Below are 15,289 nucleotides of genomic sequence, written 5' to 3'. Positions count from 1 at the left end.
ACGTGGCTCATGTCGTCACGCAGGCATGTTGCGGCGACGCCTCGTGCGTCTTCGCCTGCCCGGTCAACGCGATCCACCCGACGCCGGACGAGGCCGACTTCGGCCTGGCCGAGATGCTTTACATCGATCCGGTCTCGTGCGTCGACTGCGGTGCGTGCGTCGGTGCCTGTCCCGTGGGTGCCATCGTCCCGGACACCAAGCTGCAGGAGTCGCAGCTGCCCTTCGTCGAGGTCAATGCTCTGTTCCACGAGTCAGGGCGCAGCCATCCTGCTCAGGCACCGGTCATGCCGGTCCTGGCGAAGAACCCGCAGCGTGGTGACCTGAGGGTGGCGATCGTCGGGTCGGGGCCGGCCGCGCTCTACGCCGCCGACGAGCTGCTCAAGCGGCCGGGCGTGACGGTCTCGGTGATCGACCGCCTGCCCACTCCGCACGGCCTCGTGCGCGCGGGCGTCGCTCCCGACCACCAGCACACGAAGTCGATCGGCGGCCTGCTGCGCCAGATCGAGGACCAGCACGGCTTCGACTACCACCTCAACGTCGAGGTCGGCACCCACGTGAGCCACGACGAGCTCCTCGAGCACCATCACGCGGTCGTCTATGCCACCGGTGCCTCGCAGGACCGCGCGCTCGGGATCCCGGGGGAGCAGCTGCCCGGCAGCGCCACCGCGACCGACTTCGTCGCTTGGTACAACGGCCATCCCGAGCACGCTGACGACGTCTACGACCTGAGCGGCGAGCGCGCCGTCATTGTCGGCAACGGCAACGTCGCCCTCGACGTCGCCCGGATCCTGACCATGGACCCGGCCGAGCTCGCGACCACCGACATTGCCGACCACGCCCTCGAGGCGTTGCGCGCCAGCGCCGTACGTGAGGTCGTGCTGCTGGGGCGCCGTGGTGCCGCAGAGGCCGCGTTCACCCTGCCCGAGCTGATCGGGCTGCTCGGCCGCGACGACGTCGACATAGAGGTCGAGGGCGCAGACCTGGCCCAGCGCGTCGACAACGTCACGGTGGGCCAGAAGCTGTCTGCGTTGCGGGCGGCCGCTGCGCGACCACGGCGTCCCGGCAACAGGCGCATCGTGTTCCGTTTCACGACCTCGCCGGTCGCCGTGTCGGGGGACGAGCGCGTCTCCGGCCTGGTGGTCCGACGCAACGAGCTGGTGATCGAGGCCGGCGTCGCGCGTGGCGTGCCGACCGAGGACACCGCGACCATCGCGACCGGACTCGTGCTGCGAGCGATCGGCTACCGCGGCGTGGCAGTGGCTGGAATCCCCTTCGACGCGGTGGCGGGAGTGGTCCCGAATTCCGGTGGCCGGGTCGATGGCACTCCAGGCACGTACGTCGCGGGGTGGATCAAACGCGGCCCCACCGGCTTCATCGGCACCAACAAGACGTGCGCGCAGGAGACCGTCGAGCACCTGATCGCCGACTTCAACGCCGGCCTGCTGGCCGAGCCGGCCCGGCCGAGCGGCGCGTTCGCGACGTTGGTGCGGTCGCGCGCACCGGGTGTCGTCGACCTCCGCGGGTGGCGGGCGATCGACCGGGCCGAACAATTCGAGGGCGCGCGCCAGGGACGACCACGCCGCAAGCTCACGCGCATCGAGGACATGCTCTCCGCCGCGGTCCCCGAACTGGAGCCGCGTCACAAGAAGCGCGCGCTGGCGCGTTCCCGGGGCGCGCGTCCATGATCCGTCCGGCGCGTTGGGCAGGCCTTGCCACGAGTAGGATGGGACTGATCACCTGAGCACATCAAAGGACACTGCAGTGAGCAACGAAGCAACCACGGTCGGCACGTCGCGGGTCAAGCGCGGCATGGCAGAGATGCTCAAGGGCGGCGTCATCATGGACGTCGTCAACGCCGAGCAGGCCAAGATCGCCGAGGACGCCGGAGCGGTCGCCGTCATGGCGCTCGAGCGCGTGCCCGCCGACATCCGCTCGCAGGGCGGTGTCGCCCGCATGTCGGACCCCGACCTGATCGACGGCATCATCGAGGCCGTCTCGATCCCGGTGATGGCCAAGGCTCGCATCGGGCACTTCGTTGAGGCCCAGGTGCTGCAGTCCCTCGGCGTCGACTACATCGACGAGTCCGAGGTCCTCACGCCCGCCGACTACGCCAACCACATCGACAAGTGGCAGTTCACCGTGCCGTTCGTCTGCGGTGCGACCAACCTCGGCGAGGCGCTGCGCCGGCTCACCGAGGGCGCGGCCATGATCCGCTCCAAGGGCGAGGCCGGCACGGGCGACGTCTCCAACGCGACGACCCACATGCGCCAGATCCGTGCGCAGATCCGCCGTCTCGGCTCGCTGTCCGAGGACGAGCTCTTCGTCGCCGCCAAGGACCTGCAGGCGCCCTACGAGCTGGTCAAGGAAGTGGCCGAGAACGGCAAGCTCCCGGTCGTGCTGTTCACTGCCGGTGGGATCGCCACCCCGGCCGACGCGGCGATGATGATGCAGCTCGGCGCCGAGGGCGTGTTCGTCGGCTCGGGCATCTTCAAGTCCGGCAACCCGGCCCAGCGCGCCGAGGCCATCGTCAAGGCCACGACGTTCTTCGACGACCCCGACGTGATCGCCAAGGTCTCGCGCGGCCTCGGCGAGGCCATGGTCGGCATCAACGTCGACGACATCCCCGAGCCCCACCGTCTGGCTGAGCGCGGCTGGTAGGCGGTGCGCGGCTCCGCCGCACCTGCGACTTCGTCGCAGCCCGGGCTTCGCCCGGCCGCTCCTCCTCGCTGCGCGCGTCACCATGGCTGAGCAGCTGGACGGGTGCTGGGTGTCCTGGGGCGTGCGCGTCGGCGGATAGAGTCTTCGCCGGGCGGGAGACCCGAAGGGACGCGCATGCCGCAGGCGGGACGACGCAGGGCCAGGTCCGGTCCGCGCACCAGCGGCTTCTGGCGTACGGCCTCGATCAACGTCGGCGCCGCACTTGGCGGCGTCTGTCTGCTGGCGGCGGGATTTGCTGCTGCCTTCGGCGTGACCCCCATCGCGTTCGGGTCGGACTCGATGTCACCCGCCATCGGCTCAGGCGACCTCGCCCTCGCGCGCACCGTCTCGGCGGGCGAGATCGACGAGGGCGACGTGGTGAGCGTCTCCGACCGCAGCGGCGCACGGATCACGCATCGCGTCGTCGAGGTCGAGCCCTTCGGCAGCAGCATCCGGCTGACGTTGCAGGCCGACGACCGTCCCGTTCCCGACGCCGAGACGTACGACGTGACGCGGGTCGAGCGGGTCTTCGCCTCGATCCCAGTTCTGGGCTACGTGTTCGGCCCACTGGACGGTCTCCTCGCGATCGGCATCGGCGGCGTGTTCGTCACCTGCCTAGTGTTTGTCGTGTTCGTGCCTCGACGCAGGCTGGGCGGGACCCGACGCGCCTGACGTCACGGTCGCGAGTGGGGATTTGTTCTCGCACCGCGTATGATTTGGTCATCGTCGTGCTCGAGGTATGGGAGTGCCTCACACGGGTGCGGCGGTGAACAGAGGGAGCACAACCTGACCGACGCTCTGCGTCGTCGGCGTGCTGACCTCCGTCGACCCACTCGGGAGGGAATCCGAGAGGGAGCGGCGGCGGCGGTGGCGTATCCCCTGGAGATTCGTCTCTCACGCTGCCGCCGTCGTCCGACGGGGCGCCATCCCACCGGGAGCGACCACTAGTTCTTTCGGATGATTTTTCGGGTGTCGCAGTGTCCTCGGGACCTCCGTCTCGTTTGTGGGGGCATGAAGCGCGCGACTGAAGGGTTGCGCCGACCCGGATGGGACTCCCACATGAAGAAATCCACCAAGGGTGCTGTGGCGGCTGCCGCGGCCGGCATCCTGCTCCTCGGCGGCGCAGGCACGCTCGCCTTCTGGAGCGCCGACATCGACCTCCCCGGCGGAACGTTCACGGCCGGCGAGCTCAAGCTCGTCGACACCGAGTGCTCCGACTGGACCCTCGACGACGACGAGGACGACGCCGGCGTGGTCGTCGATGACGACACGCTGTTCGTGCCGGGCGACTCGATCACCCAGACGTGCACGGCCAACATCATCGCGACCGGCGAGCACCTGCGCGCCACGGTCGGCGTGACGGGCGCCGAGCTCAACGACGAGGCCGAGCCGTACGTCACGGTTGAGTCGGACGCCACGATCGGCGGGACCTCGGGGATCACCGAGATCACCGAGGCCAACGACGGCGACGCCGTCACGTTGACCGTCACGGTGACGTTCAACGAGACCTCGGGCAACGAGACGCAGGGACAGTCGGCCACGCTGTCCGACTACGCCGTGGCGCTCACCCAGGTCCACGACTGAGCTGAGTCATCCCTTCCGGGCTTGGGGTGCCGGCAGCCGCCGGCACCCCAACGCGCGGGAACCCACAGCACGACCACGCGACACGAGGAACTCATGAAGAGCACCGCAGGATGGATCGGCCAGGTCGTCTCCTGGTTCGTCATCTTCGCGATGCTCGCTGTCCTCGCCGTGTGCGTCCTGATTCCCAGGCTCGGCGGCGGAACGCCGTACACGATCCTCACCGGCTCCATGAAGTCGACGCTGCCCCAGGGCACGCTCGTCGTCGTGAAGCCGACCCCCATGGACCAGATCGAGATCGGCGACGTGATCACCTTCCAGATCAAGCCCGGCGAACCGGCCGTGGCGACCCACCGGGTCACCGCGCGTACGGTCGCCGATGACGGCACGCCCCGGTTCTTCACCAAGGGCGACGACAACAACGCACCCGACCGTGAGCAGGTCCGCGCCGAGCAGATCCGCGGCAAGCTCTGGTACTCGGTGCCGGTCATCGGTCGCGCCAACACCCTGCTCGACAAGAGCCAGCACCAGGCCGCGGTGGTCACGGCCGGCTCAGGTCTGCTGCTGTACGCCGCGTTCATGCTGGTGTCGGCGGCCACCGACTCGCGGTCGCCGCGGGCGTCCCGGCGCAAGACGGAGGTCGCAGCATGAGGAAGCTCGCGCTGTCCTTCGTTCTCGCCATCGGTCTCGTGCTCGTCGTCGCCCCACCGGCATCCGCCGCAGACGAGATCGGCCTCAGCCGCGACGGCGTCACATTCGCGCCCTCGCTCGGCGGCCCGTTGTTCGACCCGGCCTTCCTGTGGGTTCCCAGCGACGTCGAGAGCGAGACGTTCTACGTCCGCAACCAGGGCGGGACGACCGCCCGCCTCACGGTCGACATCCTCGGCGAAGAGGTCAGCGCCCTGATGGACTCGGGCGATCTGGACGTCACCGCCACCAGCGGTGGGACCTCGACCACCGTGTCCGACAAGGACGAGCACCGGCTGCTGACGATCCCCGGCGTCGAGGCGAACGAGATCGTTCCGGTGACCATCACGGTCGCATTCGACGCGGCGTCGACGAACGAGACGCAGCTGCTCTCGAGCGACCTGAACTTCCGCATCAACCTCCGACAGACCTCAGCGGTCGTCGGCGACGGCGAAGACGACAACGACGACAACGGCCTGCTGCCCGACACCGGGGCCCAGGCGCCCTTGTGGCTCGCAGCCCTGGCCGCCATCGGCATCGGCAGCGGTGCCGCACTCATCTCACGACGACGCACTCAACCAGAGGGAGCCTCCCATGGCTAAGCACTCCACATCTCGACTCCGCCGCGCGGGGAGGGGCCTTCGGTCGACTCCCGTTCGTGCCGTGCTCAGTCTCGGCGTCGTGCTCGGCTTCGGCGCAGTCGGCACACTGGCGTACTGGACCGACAGTGCGACCCTCGCAGGTGGCACGTTCACGGCCGGCAACCTCGACATCAAGCTGGGCTCGCCGGCGCCGGGCGTCGACAACGATCCTGCCGCATTCACCACGGACTTCGCGATGACCAACATGCAGCCCGGTGACTCCAAGGCAGCGGTCGTCGCCGTGCGCAACGCGGGCTCGCTCGACTTCACCTACACGGCGACCGGGACGGCACCCGGGGCGCTGAACTCCACGTTGGTCTTCCGCGTGGTTCCCGGCGGCACGGTCTCCGGCGGCACCTGCACGGGCGGCACGCAGACCTTCAACGGCTCGCTGGGTGCCGGCAACACCGCCGTCATCGCCACCAACCGACCGCTCGCGTCCAGTGCGAGCGAGAACTTCTGCGTCAGCGCGTCGATCCCGGCGGCCGCCACCACGGGCCAGGGCCAGTCGACGACGGCATCCTTCACCTTCAACGCGAAGCAGGTCGGAGCCCCGTAATGAGAGAGCCCAAGATGCGGCTCGTCTCCGTGCAGAACTCCGAGACCAGGGCCGAGCGGAGGAAGGGCCGTCGTCGTGCGGTGTTCTCCCTGCGCGCCCTCAAGGAGGTCGCGCTCACGGTCGGCGCCGTCCTCGGCGTGCTGTGCCTCGCGAGCACCGCTGCGGCGTTGGTCTACGACGTCAGGCCCGTGGTCTTCGAGTCCGGCTCGATGGCCCCGGCCGTCGACACCGGTGCGCTCGGCATCGCCCGCACGGTGCCCGCCTCGGACCTCGCGGTCGGTGACGTCGTGACGGTCCGCACCGGGGAGGGTGTGCGCGTCACGCACCGCATCCAGGACATCAGCTTCTCCGGCGAGAAGGCGACGCTGGTGCTCAAGGGCGACGCCAACAAGGTCGCCGACGAGAAGGTGTACGTCGTGGAGTCGGCGCCTCGACTCCTGTTCGACGTCCCCAAGGCCGGCTACGTCGTGTCGTTCGTGTCGGGTCCGATCGGGATCTTCGCGGGCGGTCTGCTGGTCGGCGTGGTCCTGCTGACGGTCTTCCGCCCCGGCAACCCGCGGTCGAGGCGGAAGGGCGGAGGCACCCGCAAGGCACTCTCGGCGGTCGCCGTGACGGTCGTCGGCACGTGCGTGACCGGCGTGTTCAGTGGCGCACAGACCCAGGCGTACTACACCGACAGCGCATCGATGACGTCCGGCACCTTCAGCCGGCCGGCCGCACCGCCGACGCCGCCGACCATCACGGTGTGCCAGCCCGGGAGCGGCAACTCCGAGACTTTCCTGACCTGGACCTATCCCGCCAACCTGGGCAACCCCGACATCTTCCGGGTCAAGTTCGCAGGTGCCGGAGCGCCCCCCACGGTCACGTTCGACGGGACCGTTCGCGGACCCGTCGACCTTGCTGCTGCGGTCAACAACAAGACGGGCACCCTGTGGATCGTCTCTGTCGTCAACGGCGTCGAGTCGGCGCCGTCGAACGTCTACAAGTACCAGGGCAACGGCGGCAACCGCACCTGCACGCCGAACTGACCGGTGGTGCCGGACGCGTCCTCCGGGACCGTCCGGCGCGCCGGTAGGCTCGTACGGTGGCTTCCCCGTCGATCGGTGTCTTCGCCCTGCAGGGCGACGTCCGCGAGCACGTCCGTGTCCTCGCGGACCTGGGCGTGCCCGCCTTCACGGTGCGGCGGCCCGAGGAGCTCGAGCGCTGTGACGCTCTGGTGCTGCCGGGCGGCGAGTCGACGACGATGTACAAGCTCGCCCGATCGTTCGAGCTGTTCGAGCCGCTCGTCGAGCGCATTCGCGGCGGCATGCCGACCTTCGGCACCTGTGCGGGCATGATCATGCTGGCCGACCGCATCGAGGACGGCATCGCCGGTCAGGAGACGCTCGGCGGCCTGGACATCACGGTCCGGCGCAACGCCTTCGGGCGCCAGGTCGACTCCTTCGAGGGCGACATCGCGTTCGGGGGGTTCGGCGAGCCCGTGCACGCCGTGTTCATCCGTGCACCGTGGGTCGAGTCGCTCGGCCCGCAGGTCGATGCCCTCGCGACGGTCCCGACCGGCGAGGCCGCCGGTAGAATCGTGGCCGTTCGCCAGGACAACCTCATGGCGACGTCGTTCCACCCCGAGGTCGGCAACGACGATCGCATCCACCGTTACTTCGTCGACCTCGTCAAGCAGTCGTAGACCAAGCAGTCGTAAAGAAGGGGCATCCCATGTCAGGCCACTCCAAGTGGGCGACGACGAAGCACAAGAAGGCCATCGTCGACGCCAAGCGCGGCAAGATGTTCGCCAAGATGGTCAAGAACATCGAGGTCGCGGCCCGCATCGGCGGTCCCGATCCCGAGGGCAACCCGACGCTCTACGACGCGATCCAGAAGGCCAAGAAGTCGTCGGTCCCCAAGGACCACATCGACCGTGCGGTCAAGCGCGGCGGCGGTGTCGGTGACGACGCGGTCGACTACATCACGATCATGTACGAGGGCTACGCTCCCGGCGGCGTCGCGCTGCTCGTGGAGTGCCTCACCGACAACCGCAACCGGGCGGCGATGGAGGTCCGGACCGCGATGACCCGCAACGGCGGCACGATGGCCGACCCGGGTTCGGTGTCGTACATGTTCCATCGCAAGGGCGTCATCATGGTGCCGGCCGAGCAGGAGGGCGGCGAGACCAACGAGGACGACGTCCTGATGGCGGTCCTCGACGCCGGCGCCGAGGAGGTCAACGATCTCGACGGCTCGTTCGAGGTCATCTGCGAGGCGACGGACCTGGTCGCCGTGCGCACGGCCCTCCAGGAGGCCGGGCTCGACTACGACTCGGCCGATGCGTCGTTCGTGCCGACCGTGACCGTCGAGGTCGACGTCGACGCGGCGACCAAGGTCATGCGCCTGATCGACGCGCTCGAGGACAGCGACGACGTGCAGAGCGTGTTCGCCAACTTCGACGCCTCCGACGAGGTCATGGCCCAGGTCCAGTAGCCCGTCGTCCGCCCCGGCGAGTCGCCTTCGCGCGGGCCGGGGGGCCGTCTAGGCTGTCGAACATGCGTTCGGTATGCACGGAGGTCGGCACGTGAGGGTTCTGGGGATCGACCCGGGCCTCACCCGTTGCGGCGTCGGGGTCGTGGACGGCACGGTCGGCCGCGCCCTGACGATGGTGCACGTCGGCGTCTGTCGCACCCCGCCCGACCTCGACATCGCCCGCAGGCTGCACCAGCTCGAGCAGCAGATCGAGGTGAGCGTCCTCGAGCACCGGCCCGACGTGGTGGCCGTCGAGCGCGTCTTCAGCCAGCACAACGTCCGTACGGTCATGGGCACGGCGCAGGCCAGCGGTGTCGCGATGGTCGTGGCTGCGCGCCACGGCATCCCGGTCCACCTGCACACGCCCAGCGAGGTCAAGGCCGCCGTGACCGGCAGCGGCCGCGCCGACAAGGCCCAGGTGACCCAGATGGTCACCCGGCTGCTCCGGCTGACGTCGGCCCCGACACCCGCCGATGCCGCCGACGCCCTGGCGCTCGCGATCTGCCACATCTGGCGCGGGGGAGCCCAGACCCGGCTGCAGGCCGCGGTCGAGGCCCAGTCGGCACGCACCACCGGCACGGTGGCCCGATGATCGCCCACGTACGCGGTCCGGTCGCTGCTGTCACCCTCACGTCCGCCGTCATCGACGTCGGGGGAGTCGGCATGCAGGTCATGTGCACGCCCGGCACCATCGCCTCGTTGCGCATCGGCCACGAGGTCCAGCTCTCGACGTCGATGGTCGTCCGCGAGGACTCCCTGACGATCTTCGGCTTCGCCAGCACCGACGAGCGCGACATGTTCGAGCTCGTGCAGACCGCCAGTGGCGTCGGGCCCAGGGTCGCCCAGGCGATGCTCGCGGTGCTCGATCCCGATCGGCTCCGCCAGGCGATCGGCCAGGGCGACCTCGCGACGCTGACCTCGGTGCCCGGCATCGGCCGCAAGGGGGCCGAACGCATCGTCGTCGAGCTCAAGGACCGCGTCGGGGTCGCCACGATCGCCGCCACCGGAGCGCCGGCGTGGCGCGACCAGGTGCACGAGGCCCTGCTCGGCCTCGGCTGGTCGGCGCGCGACGCCGACTCCGCCCTCGAGCGTGTGGCCGCCGAGCTCGAGCCCGGCTCGACCCCGGACGTCTCGACCGCCCTGCGTGACGCACTCCGCACGCTGTCCAAGGCCCGCTGATGGACGAGCGAGAAGAGTTCGAGGCGATCGTCGCCGAGGCCGGTCCTGAGGACCGGGCGTTCGAGGCGGCGCTGCGCCCGCGCACCCTCGCGGAGCTGATCGGCCAGGAGCGGGTGCGCGAGCAGCTCTCGCTGATGCTCGAGGCGGCCGTGGCGCGCGGACGTACGCCCGACCACGTGCTGCTGTCGGGACCTCCGGGCCTCGGCAAGACCACGATCGCGATGATCATCGCCCACCAGCTCGCCGCTCCGCTGCGCATCACGAGTGGTCCGGCGATCCAGCACGCAGGAGACCTCGCGGCGATCCTGTCGGGGGTCAACGAGGGCGACGTGCTGTTCATCGACGAGATCCACCGCATGTCGCGGCCGGCCGAAGAGCTGCTCTACATGGCGATGGAGGACTTCCGCGTCGACGTCATCGTCGGCAAGGGGCCGGGCGCCACGGCGATCCCGCTCGAGATCCCGCCCTTCACCGTGGTGGGCGCGACGACCCGCGCCGGACTGCTGCCGAGCCCGTTGCGCGACCGGTTCGGGTTCACGGCACAGCTCGACTACTACGCGGCTCCCGAGCTGCACCGCATCGTCGACCGCTCGGCGGGACTGCTCGGGCTCGAGGTGACCGAGGACGGCGGCCGGGAGATCGCCTCACGGTCCCGCGGGACGCCACGGATCGCCAACCGGCTGCTGCGTCGCGTGCGTGACTTCGCCGAGGTGCGGGCCGGGGGAGTCGTCGACCACACGGTGGCTCGCGATGCCTTGGCGCTCTACGAGGTCGACGACCTCGGGCTCGACCGGCTCGACCGGGCGGTGCTCGACGCGTTGTGCCGCAGCTTCGGTGGTGGCCCGGTCGGCATCTCCACGCTGGCCGTTGCTGTCGGCGAGGAGCGCGAGACCGTCGAGGAGCTCGCCGAGCCCTTCCTCGTACGCCTCGGGTTCCTCGCGCGCACCCCGCGTGGTCGGGTCGCCACACCAGGTGCATGGCGACACCTGGGGCTCGCCGTCCCGGCTACCCTCGACCAGCTGCCGCTCGACGACGACCCGCGCTGAACCGTCAGGGATGGTCAAGACGTGAGCCACGGCACGATGCTGGCTGCGGGGGGCTAAACTTCCCGATGGCCTTCGGCCAAGGCCGCCCGCAGGCGGCGACCTCATCCTCATCCTGGAGCATCACCCGTGGAAAACTTCAGCGTCCTCCTGCCGCTACTCCTCATCATCCTCGCGTTCTTCTTCCTGGTGCTCCGGCCCGCACGAGCCCGCCAGCAGGAGTTCTTGAAGGTGCAGGGCGAGCTGGCCCCCGGTGCGCGCGTCATGATCGCGAGCGGCATCTTCGGTGACATCGTGTCGGTCGGGGACGAGACCATCGAGCTCCGCGTCGCCGCCAACACCGTCGTGACGGTCAAGCGCCAGGCCGTGGCGCAGGTCATCCAGCCCGAGGTCGCTCCCGAGACGGGTGTCGAGGACTGATGGCGACCAACCCCAGGAACCGCGGCGTCAAGGCGGCGGGCAACCTGCCCCGTCCGCGGCGCACGCTGGTGATCTTCCTCGCGGCGATCATCGCGCTCTACGGCCTCGTGGCCCTGATCGACCTCAACAACAAGAAGAGCGACGACAGCGCCTGGCAGCCCCGGCTCGGCCTGGACCTCGAGGGCGGCACCCGCATCACGCTGGAGGCCAAGTCGACCGACGGCAAGGTCACCCAGGCCAAGCTCGACCAGGCTCGCGACATCATCGACCAGCGCGTCAACGCGACCGGCGTGAGCGAGGCCGAGGTCACGACACAGGGCAGCAACCAGGTCATCATCGAGATCCCGGGTGAGCGGCGCGCCGGGATCGTCGACGAGGTCGGCCGAACCGCCCAGCTCCGCTTCCGACTCGTGTGGGTCGGCGGGCTCGCCAGCGCCCCCAAGGCGGCGACCGACACCGCCAAGCAGCAGGCCGTCGTCGACAAGGTCGACTGGTCCAAGCTGACGCTCGACCAGATGATCAAGGCCGAGACGACGGGTCTCGACACCCTGCCCAAGGAGTACCAGGCCGGCATCGCCGCCCTGCAGGCGCAGGCCAAGGGCTTCCAGTGCACCAAGGACGTCGCGGTCGACGACGTCTCCAGCAAGCCCCTCGTGACGTGTGACTCGTCGACCGGCGAGGTGCAGATCCTCAGCCCGACGATCATCGAGGGCACCGACGTCAAGAGCGCCAACGCCGAGCTCCCGCAGCAGCAGGTCAACTGGGTCGTCGCGATCACGATGAAAGGCGAGGGCAAGAAGACCTTCGACACCGTGACCAACGCGCTCTTCCAGCAGCAGCAGGCCGGCAACGAGCAGGGGAGCAAGTTCGCGATCGTGCTCGACGGCGAGATCCTCAGCTCGCCCACGACCAACGGTCACTTCCGCAACGGCAAGTCCCAGATCCAGGGCGACTTCACCGCCACGACCTCCAAGGCGCTCGCCAACCAGCTCAAGTACGGCGCCCTCCCGCTGACGTTCGGCGTCAACGGCAGCGAGGAGATCGGTCCGTCGCTCGCCGGCACGCAGCTCGACGCGGGCCTCCTGGCCGGCGTCATCGGCCTGGTCCTGGTGGTGCTCTACTGCCTGTTCTACTACCGCGGCCTGGGCCTCGTGATCATCGGCTCGCTGCTCGTGGCGACCGCGCTGACGTACGTCATGGTGCTGCTGCTCGGCAAGGGGATGGGCTTCACCCTGACCCTCCCCGGCATCGCCGGACTCATCGTGGCGATCGGCATCACGGCGGACTCGTTCATCGTGTTCTTCGAGCGCATCCGCGACGAGGTGCGCGACGGCAAGTCGCTGCGCCTTGCTGTCGAGGCAGGCTGGGTGCGGGCCCGGAACACGATCCTGGCCGCCGATGCCGTGTCGATCCTCGCGGCCCTGACGCTGTTCATCTTCGCGATCGGCGTGGTCCGCGGCTTCGCGTTCGCGCTCGGCCTGACGACGCTGATCGACGTGTTCGTCGTGTTCTTCTTCACCAAGCCGCTGGTGTCGATCCTGGCCCGCACGAAGTTCTTCGGTCAGGGTCACAAGCTCTCCGGGCTCGACGCGGGGCACCTGGGCATCTCGGGCCGCAAGGTCTCCGAGATCGCCCGCACCGAAGCCGGAACCGTGGGAAGGAGCAACTGATGGGCCGCATCAGCACGTTCGGGCAGAGCCTCTACGAGGGCCGCGTCTCGTTCAACTTCGTGGGTCGGCGCAAGCTGTTCTACGCGGTCTCGGCGGTCATCCTCGTCGTCGCGGCACTCGCATTCGTGTTCCGGGGGTTCAACTACGGCGTCGAGTTCAAGGGTGGCGTCGAGTTCACGGCGAAGGTCCAGACAGCCGACTCGGCCACGTCCGACGCCCTCGTCGAGGCCGTCGAGAACGCCGACGTGCCTGAGGCCGGCGACCCGACGGTGCAGACCTCGGGTGACGATCTGATCCGCCTCCAGACCCGTGCGCTCACGCAGGACGAGGCCACCAAGGTCACCGAGTCGCTCCAAGAGGCCGGCGCCACCGAGGTGAGCCAGAACCTCATCGGACCGACGTACGGCAAGCAGGTGGCCACCAAGGCGCTGACCGGGCTCCTCGTGTTCCTGGTGATCGTCGTGCTGTTCATCTGGGCGTACTTCCGCGAGTGGCGGATGGCCTTGGGTGCGATCGTCGCCCTGGCCCACGACCTGGTGATCACCGGCGGCGTCTACGCGCTCTCCGGGTTCGAGGTCACGCCGGCGACGGTGACCGGCCTCCTCACGATCCTGGGATTCTCGCTCTACGACACCGTGGTGGTGTTCGACAAGGTGCGGGAGAACACCAAGGGGATCCTCAAGTCGTCCTCCAAGACGTACGCCGAGCAGGCCAACCTGGCGCTCAACCAGACGCTCGTCCGGTCGATCAACACCTCGATCACCGCGCTGCTGCCGGTCGGTGCGCTGCTCGTCGCGGGTGCCGCCGTGCTCGGCACGGGTCCGCTCAAGGACCTGGCTCTGGCCCTGTTCGTCGGCATGCTCGCGGGCACCTACTCCTCGATCTTCATCGCGACGCCCTTCGTGTCACAGCTCAAGGAGCGAGAGCCCGCCATCAAGGCACAGGCGGCTCGGGTGATGGCCAAGCGCGCGAAGCAGGAGGCCGAGCCGGTCGCCGTCGCCACCGCGCCGGCCCACCGTCCCGTGGCGGCCTCAGGCGCCTCGAAGCGCACCCAGCCGTCCCGGAAGCCGCGCTCCAAACGGGGCAAGGGCCACCCGTAGTCCGACCCGCGTCCGCGTGACATGCTGTACGCACTGACCAGCGGCCTGGGACCGACCCAGCTACGTCGCACTTGTTGAGGAGAACCGATGAGAATTCCCATGGCCTTGGCCGGCGCCGTCCTGCTCGCCAGCACCCTCGGCGCCTGTGGCGGCGGCGACAGCGGCAGCGGTGGCGAGGACAGCAGCTACTGCAAGGACCTCAAGAAGGCGGAGAAGACGTTCAACGACTTCTCCTCCGGCAGCGACCTGGGCCAGCTCGACGCTGCGTTCAAGACGTTCCACAAGCTGGCCGACGAGGCCCCCAGCGACATCGAGAAGGACTGGAAGAAGCTCGACGGCGCCATCGACACGGTCGAGAAGGCCCTCAAGGACGCCGGGCTCACGTTCGCCGATCTCGAGAAGATCCAGGCCGGTCAGGTGCCCGAGGGCGTCGACCCGTCGAAGCTCTCGGGCCTCGCGAGCGAGATGACCAAGCTCAGCAGCGCCGACTTCACCGAGGCGTCGAAGTCGATCGAGAAGCACGCGAAGAAGACCTGCAAGGTCGACCTCAGCTCGTAGCAGTCAACCGGTGAGCAGGTCCCGCGGGCACGAGCCCGCGGGACCTGCTGCCATTCAGCAGTCGAGAGGGCACATGAACGACCTGGACGAGACCATCGACGAGCTGGTGCGCCCGATCGCGGACTGGCCGCAGCCGGGAGTGACGTTCCGCGACATCACGCCCCTGCTGGCCGATCCGGTGGCGCTCGCAGCAGTCATCGACGGCATGGTCGACCTCGCGGCCCAGGTGGGCCCGATCGACGCCGTGCTGGGCATCGAGGCCCGCGGCTTCCTGTTCGGGCCCAGCATCGCGCTGCGGCTCGGCGCCGGATTCGTCCCGGTGCGCAAGGCCGGCAAGCTGCCGTCGGCCTCGCTGTCCACGTCGTACGAGCTGGAGTACGGCTCGGCGGTGCTCGAGATGCACGTCGACGCCATCGCGCCCGGTGCCCGGGTGCTGGTGGTCGACGACGTCCTCGCCACGGGCGGCACGATGCTCGCGGCAGCCGATCTCGTCGCCCAGGCCGGCGGCACCGTCGCCGGCAACCTCGTGATGATCGAGCTCGCCGCGCTCGGTGGCCAGGATCGCCTGGCGCCCCTCGGCTGTGCGAGTCTGCGTACGTACTGAACCCCCGTCCTCCGGAAGGCAGACCCATGAATCCCC

The 15,289-nt window shown here is 69.2% G+C and carries 18 protein-coding genes; all 18 read left to right on the top strand.

The features are described from left to right. Nucleotides 1-2 precede the first annotated feature (2 nt). The 18 genes from AB0N22_RS05615 (at nucleotide 3) to AB0N22_RS05530 (ending at nucleotide 15,253) form a co-directional block, all read left to right on the top strand. On the top strand, nucleotides 3-1,685 hold the full coding sequence (locus tag AB0N22_RS05615) for an FAD-dependent oxidoreductase (protein WP_364637005.1): 1,683 nt from the start codon (nucleotides 3-5) through the stop codon (nucleotides 1,683-1,685). 124 nt (nucleotides 1,686-1,809) lie between these two features. Then, entirely contained in the window at nucleotides 1,810-2,658 is an 849-nt protein-coding gene (pdxS, locus tag AB0N22_RS05610) for a pyridoxal 5'-phosphate synthase lyase subunit PdxS (protein ID WP_364639231.1), read from the top strand. 174 nt (nucleotides 2,659-2,832) lie between these two features. Next, nucleotides 2,833-3,369 (top strand): hypothetical protein, encoded by a 537-nt coding sequence (locus AB0N22_RS05605; protein ID WP_364637003.1) that lies wholly within the window; start codon nucleotides 2,833-2,835, stop codon nucleotides 3,367-3,369. Nucleotides 3,370-3,756: 387 nt separating this feature from the next. After that, the gene (locus tag AB0N22_RS05600) at nucleotides 3,757-4,281 is read left to right on the top strand and encodes an alternate-type signal peptide domain-containing protein (RefSeq protein WP_364637001.1); all 525 of its coding nucleotides are present in this window, start codon (nucleotides 3,757-3,759) and stop codon (nucleotides 4,279-4,281) included. Nucleotides 4,282-4,374: 93 nt separating this feature from the next. Then, entirely contained in the window at nucleotides 4,375-4,929 is a 555-nt protein-coding gene (locus AB0N22_RS05595) for a signal peptidase I (protein WP_364636999.1), read from the top strand. Next, nucleotides 4,926-5,567 (top strand): LPXTG cell wall anchor domain-containing protein, encoded by a 642-nt coding sequence (locus AB0N22_RS05590; protein ID WP_364636997.1) that lies wholly within the window; start codon nucleotides 4,926-4,928, stop codon nucleotides 5,565-5,567. The genes AB0N22_RS05595 and AB0N22_RS05590 overlap by 4 nt, the downstream gene beginning before the upstream one ends. A 61-nt stretch (nucleotides 5,568-5,628) precedes the next feature. Further along, nucleotides 5,629-6,165, top strand: coding sequence for a TasA family protein (locus AB0N22_RS05585; RefSeq protein ID WP_364636995.1), 537 nt, complete (start codon nucleotides 5,629-5,631; stop codon nucleotides 6,163-6,165). Next, the gene (locus tag AB0N22_RS05580; RefSeq protein ID WP_364636993.1) at nucleotides 6,165-7,193 is read left to right on the top strand and encodes a signal peptidase I; all 1,029 of its coding nucleotides are present in this window, start codon (nucleotides 6,165-6,167) and stop codon (nucleotides 7,191-7,193) included. Before AB0N22_RS05585 ends, AB0N22_RS05580 begins: the two co-directional genes overlap by 1 nt. A gap of 56 nt (nucleotides 7,194-7,249) precedes the next feature. Continuing rightward, complete coding sequence (gene pdxT, locus AB0N22_RS05575; RefSeq protein ID WP_364636991.1) at nucleotides 7,250-7,849, top strand: pyridoxal 5'-phosphate synthase glutaminase subunit PdxT; 600 nt, start codon at nucleotides 7,250-7,252, stop codon at nucleotides 7,847-7,849. Nucleotides 7,850-7,878: 29 nt separating this feature from the next. Further along, nucleotides 7,879-8,640 carry a YebC/PmpR family DNA-binding transcriptional regulator gene (locus tag AB0N22_RS05570; RefSeq protein ID WP_364636989.1) on the top strand — a complete coding sequence of 254 codons (762 nt, stop codon included), beginning with the start codon at nucleotides 7,879-7,881 and terminating at the stop codon, nucleotides 8,638-8,640. A gap of 91 nt (nucleotides 8,641-8,731) precedes the next feature. Next, nucleotides 8,732-9,271 (top strand): crossover junction endodeoxyribonuclease RuvC, encoded by a 540-nt coding sequence (gene ruvC, locus AB0N22_RS05565; protein ID WP_364636987.1) that lies wholly within the window; start codon nucleotides 8,732-8,734, stop codon nucleotides 9,269-9,271. Next, nucleotides 9,268-9,858: a Holliday junction branch migration protein RuvA gene (gene ruvA / locus AB0N22_RS05560; RefSeq protein ID WP_364636985.1), complete on the top strand. Its 591-nt coding sequence runs from the start codon at nucleotides 9,268-9,270 to the stop codon at nucleotides 9,856-9,858. The genes ruvC and ruvA overlap by 4 nt, the downstream gene beginning before the upstream one ends. After that, the gene (gene ruvB, locus AB0N22_RS05555; protein WP_364636983.1) at nucleotides 9,858-10,904 is read left to right on the top strand and encodes a Holliday junction branch migration DNA helicase RuvB; all 1,047 of its coding nucleotides are present in this window, start codon (nucleotides 9,858-9,860) and stop codon (nucleotides 10,902-10,904) included. Before ruvA ends, ruvB begins: the two co-directional genes overlap by 1 nt. Before the next feature lie 126 nt (nucleotides 10,905-11,030). Beyond that, entirely contained in the window at nucleotides 11,031-11,321 is a 291-nt protein-coding gene (yajC, locus tag AB0N22_RS05550) for a preprotein translocase subunit YajC (protein WP_364636981.1), read from the top strand. Further along, nucleotides 11,321-12,991: a protein translocase subunit SecD gene (secD, locus tag AB0N22_RS05545; RefSeq protein WP_364636979.1), complete on the top strand. Its 1,671-nt coding sequence runs from the start codon at nucleotides 11,321-11,323 to the stop codon at nucleotides 12,989-12,991. Before yajC ends, secD begins: the two co-directional genes overlap by 1 nt. Beyond that, nucleotides 12,991-14,091 (top strand): protein translocase subunit SecF, encoded by a 1,101-nt coding sequence (secF, locus tag AB0N22_RS05540; RefSeq protein WP_364636977.1) that lies wholly within the window; start codon nucleotides 12,991-12,993, stop codon nucleotides 14,089-14,091. Before secD ends, secF begins: the two co-directional genes overlap by 1 nt. Nucleotides 14,092-14,178: 87 nt before the next feature. Next, entirely contained in the window at nucleotides 14,179-14,649 is a 471-nt protein-coding gene (locus AB0N22_RS05535; protein ID WP_364636975.1) for a hypothetical protein, read from the top strand. Nucleotides 14,650-14,722: 73 nt separating this feature from the next. Beyond that, a complete protein-coding gene (locus AB0N22_RS05530) occupies nucleotides 14,723-15,253 on the top strand; it encodes an adenine phosphoribosyltransferase (protein ID WP_364636973.1) in 531 nt (176 codons plus the stop codon). The last annotated feature ends 36 nt before the right edge of the window (nucleotides 15,254-15,289 follow it).

Source organism: Aeromicrobium sp. NPDC092404 (assembly GCF_040684095.1).
GTDB lineage: Bacteria > Actinomycetota > Actinomycetes > Propionibacteriales > Nocardioidaceae > Aeromicrobium.
Note: the sequence above shows the minus strand (reverse complement) of the source record. Positions and strands in the feature narration are given on the sequence as shown.

What these genes read in the sequence shown, in the direction of transcription:
- pdxS (WP_364639231.1), top strand. Translation starts at nt 1,810, where the DNA reads ATGGCAGAGATGCTCAAGGGCGGCGTCATCATGGACGTCGTCAACGCC.
- AB0N22_RS05535 (WP_364636975.1), top strand. Translation starts at nt 14,179, where the DNA reads ATGAGAATTCCCATGGCCTTGGCCGGCGCCGTCCTGCTCGCCAGCACC.
- AB0N22_RS05530 (WP_364636973.1), top strand. Translation starts at nt 14,723, where the DNA reads ATGAACGACCTGGACGAGACCATCGACGAGCTGGTGCGCCCGATCGCG.
- AB0N22_RS05595 (WP_364636999.1), top strand. Translation starts at nt 4,375, where the DNA reads ATGAAGAGCACCGCAGGATGGATCGGCCAGGTCGTCTCCTGGTTCGTC.
- AB0N22_RS05590 (WP_364636997.1), top strand. Translation starts at nt 4,926, where the DNA reads ATGAGGAAGCTCGCGCTGTCCTTCGTTCTCGCCATCGGTCTCGTGCTC.
- ruvB (WP_364636983.1), top strand. Translation starts at nt 9,858, where the DNA reads ATGGACGAGCGAGAAGAGTTCGAGGCGATCGTCGCCGAGGCCGGTCCT.
- secF (WP_364636977.1), top strand. Translation starts at nt 12,991, where the DNA reads ATGGGCCGCATCAGCACGTTCGGGCAGAGCCTCTACGAGGGCCGCGTC.
- AB0N22_RS05600 (WP_364637001.1), top strand. Translation starts at nt 3,757, where the DNA reads ATGAAGAAATCCACCAAGGGTGCTGTGGCGGCTGCCGCGGCCGGCATC.
- ruvA (WP_364636985.1), top strand. Translation starts at nt 9,268, where the DNA reads ATGATCGCCCACGTACGCGGTCCGGTCGCTGCTGTCACCCTCACGTCC.
- AB0N22_RS05580 (WP_364636993.1), top strand. Translation starts at nt 6,165, where the DNA reads ATGAGAGAGCCCAAGATGCGGCTCGTCTCCGTGCAGAACTCCGAGACC.
- AB0N22_RS05570 (WP_364636989.1), top strand. Translation starts at nt 7,879, where the DNA reads ATGTCAGGCCACTCCAAGTGGGCGACGACGAAGCACAAGAAGGCCATC.
- secD (WP_364636979.1), top strand. Translation starts at nt 11,321, where the DNA reads ATGGCGACCAACCCCAGGAACCGCGGCGTCAAGGCGGCGGGCAACCTG.
- AB0N22_RS05605 (WP_364637003.1), top strand. Translation starts at nt 2,833, where the DNA reads ATGCCGCAGGCGGGACGACGCAGGGCCAGGTCCGGTCCGCGCACCAGC.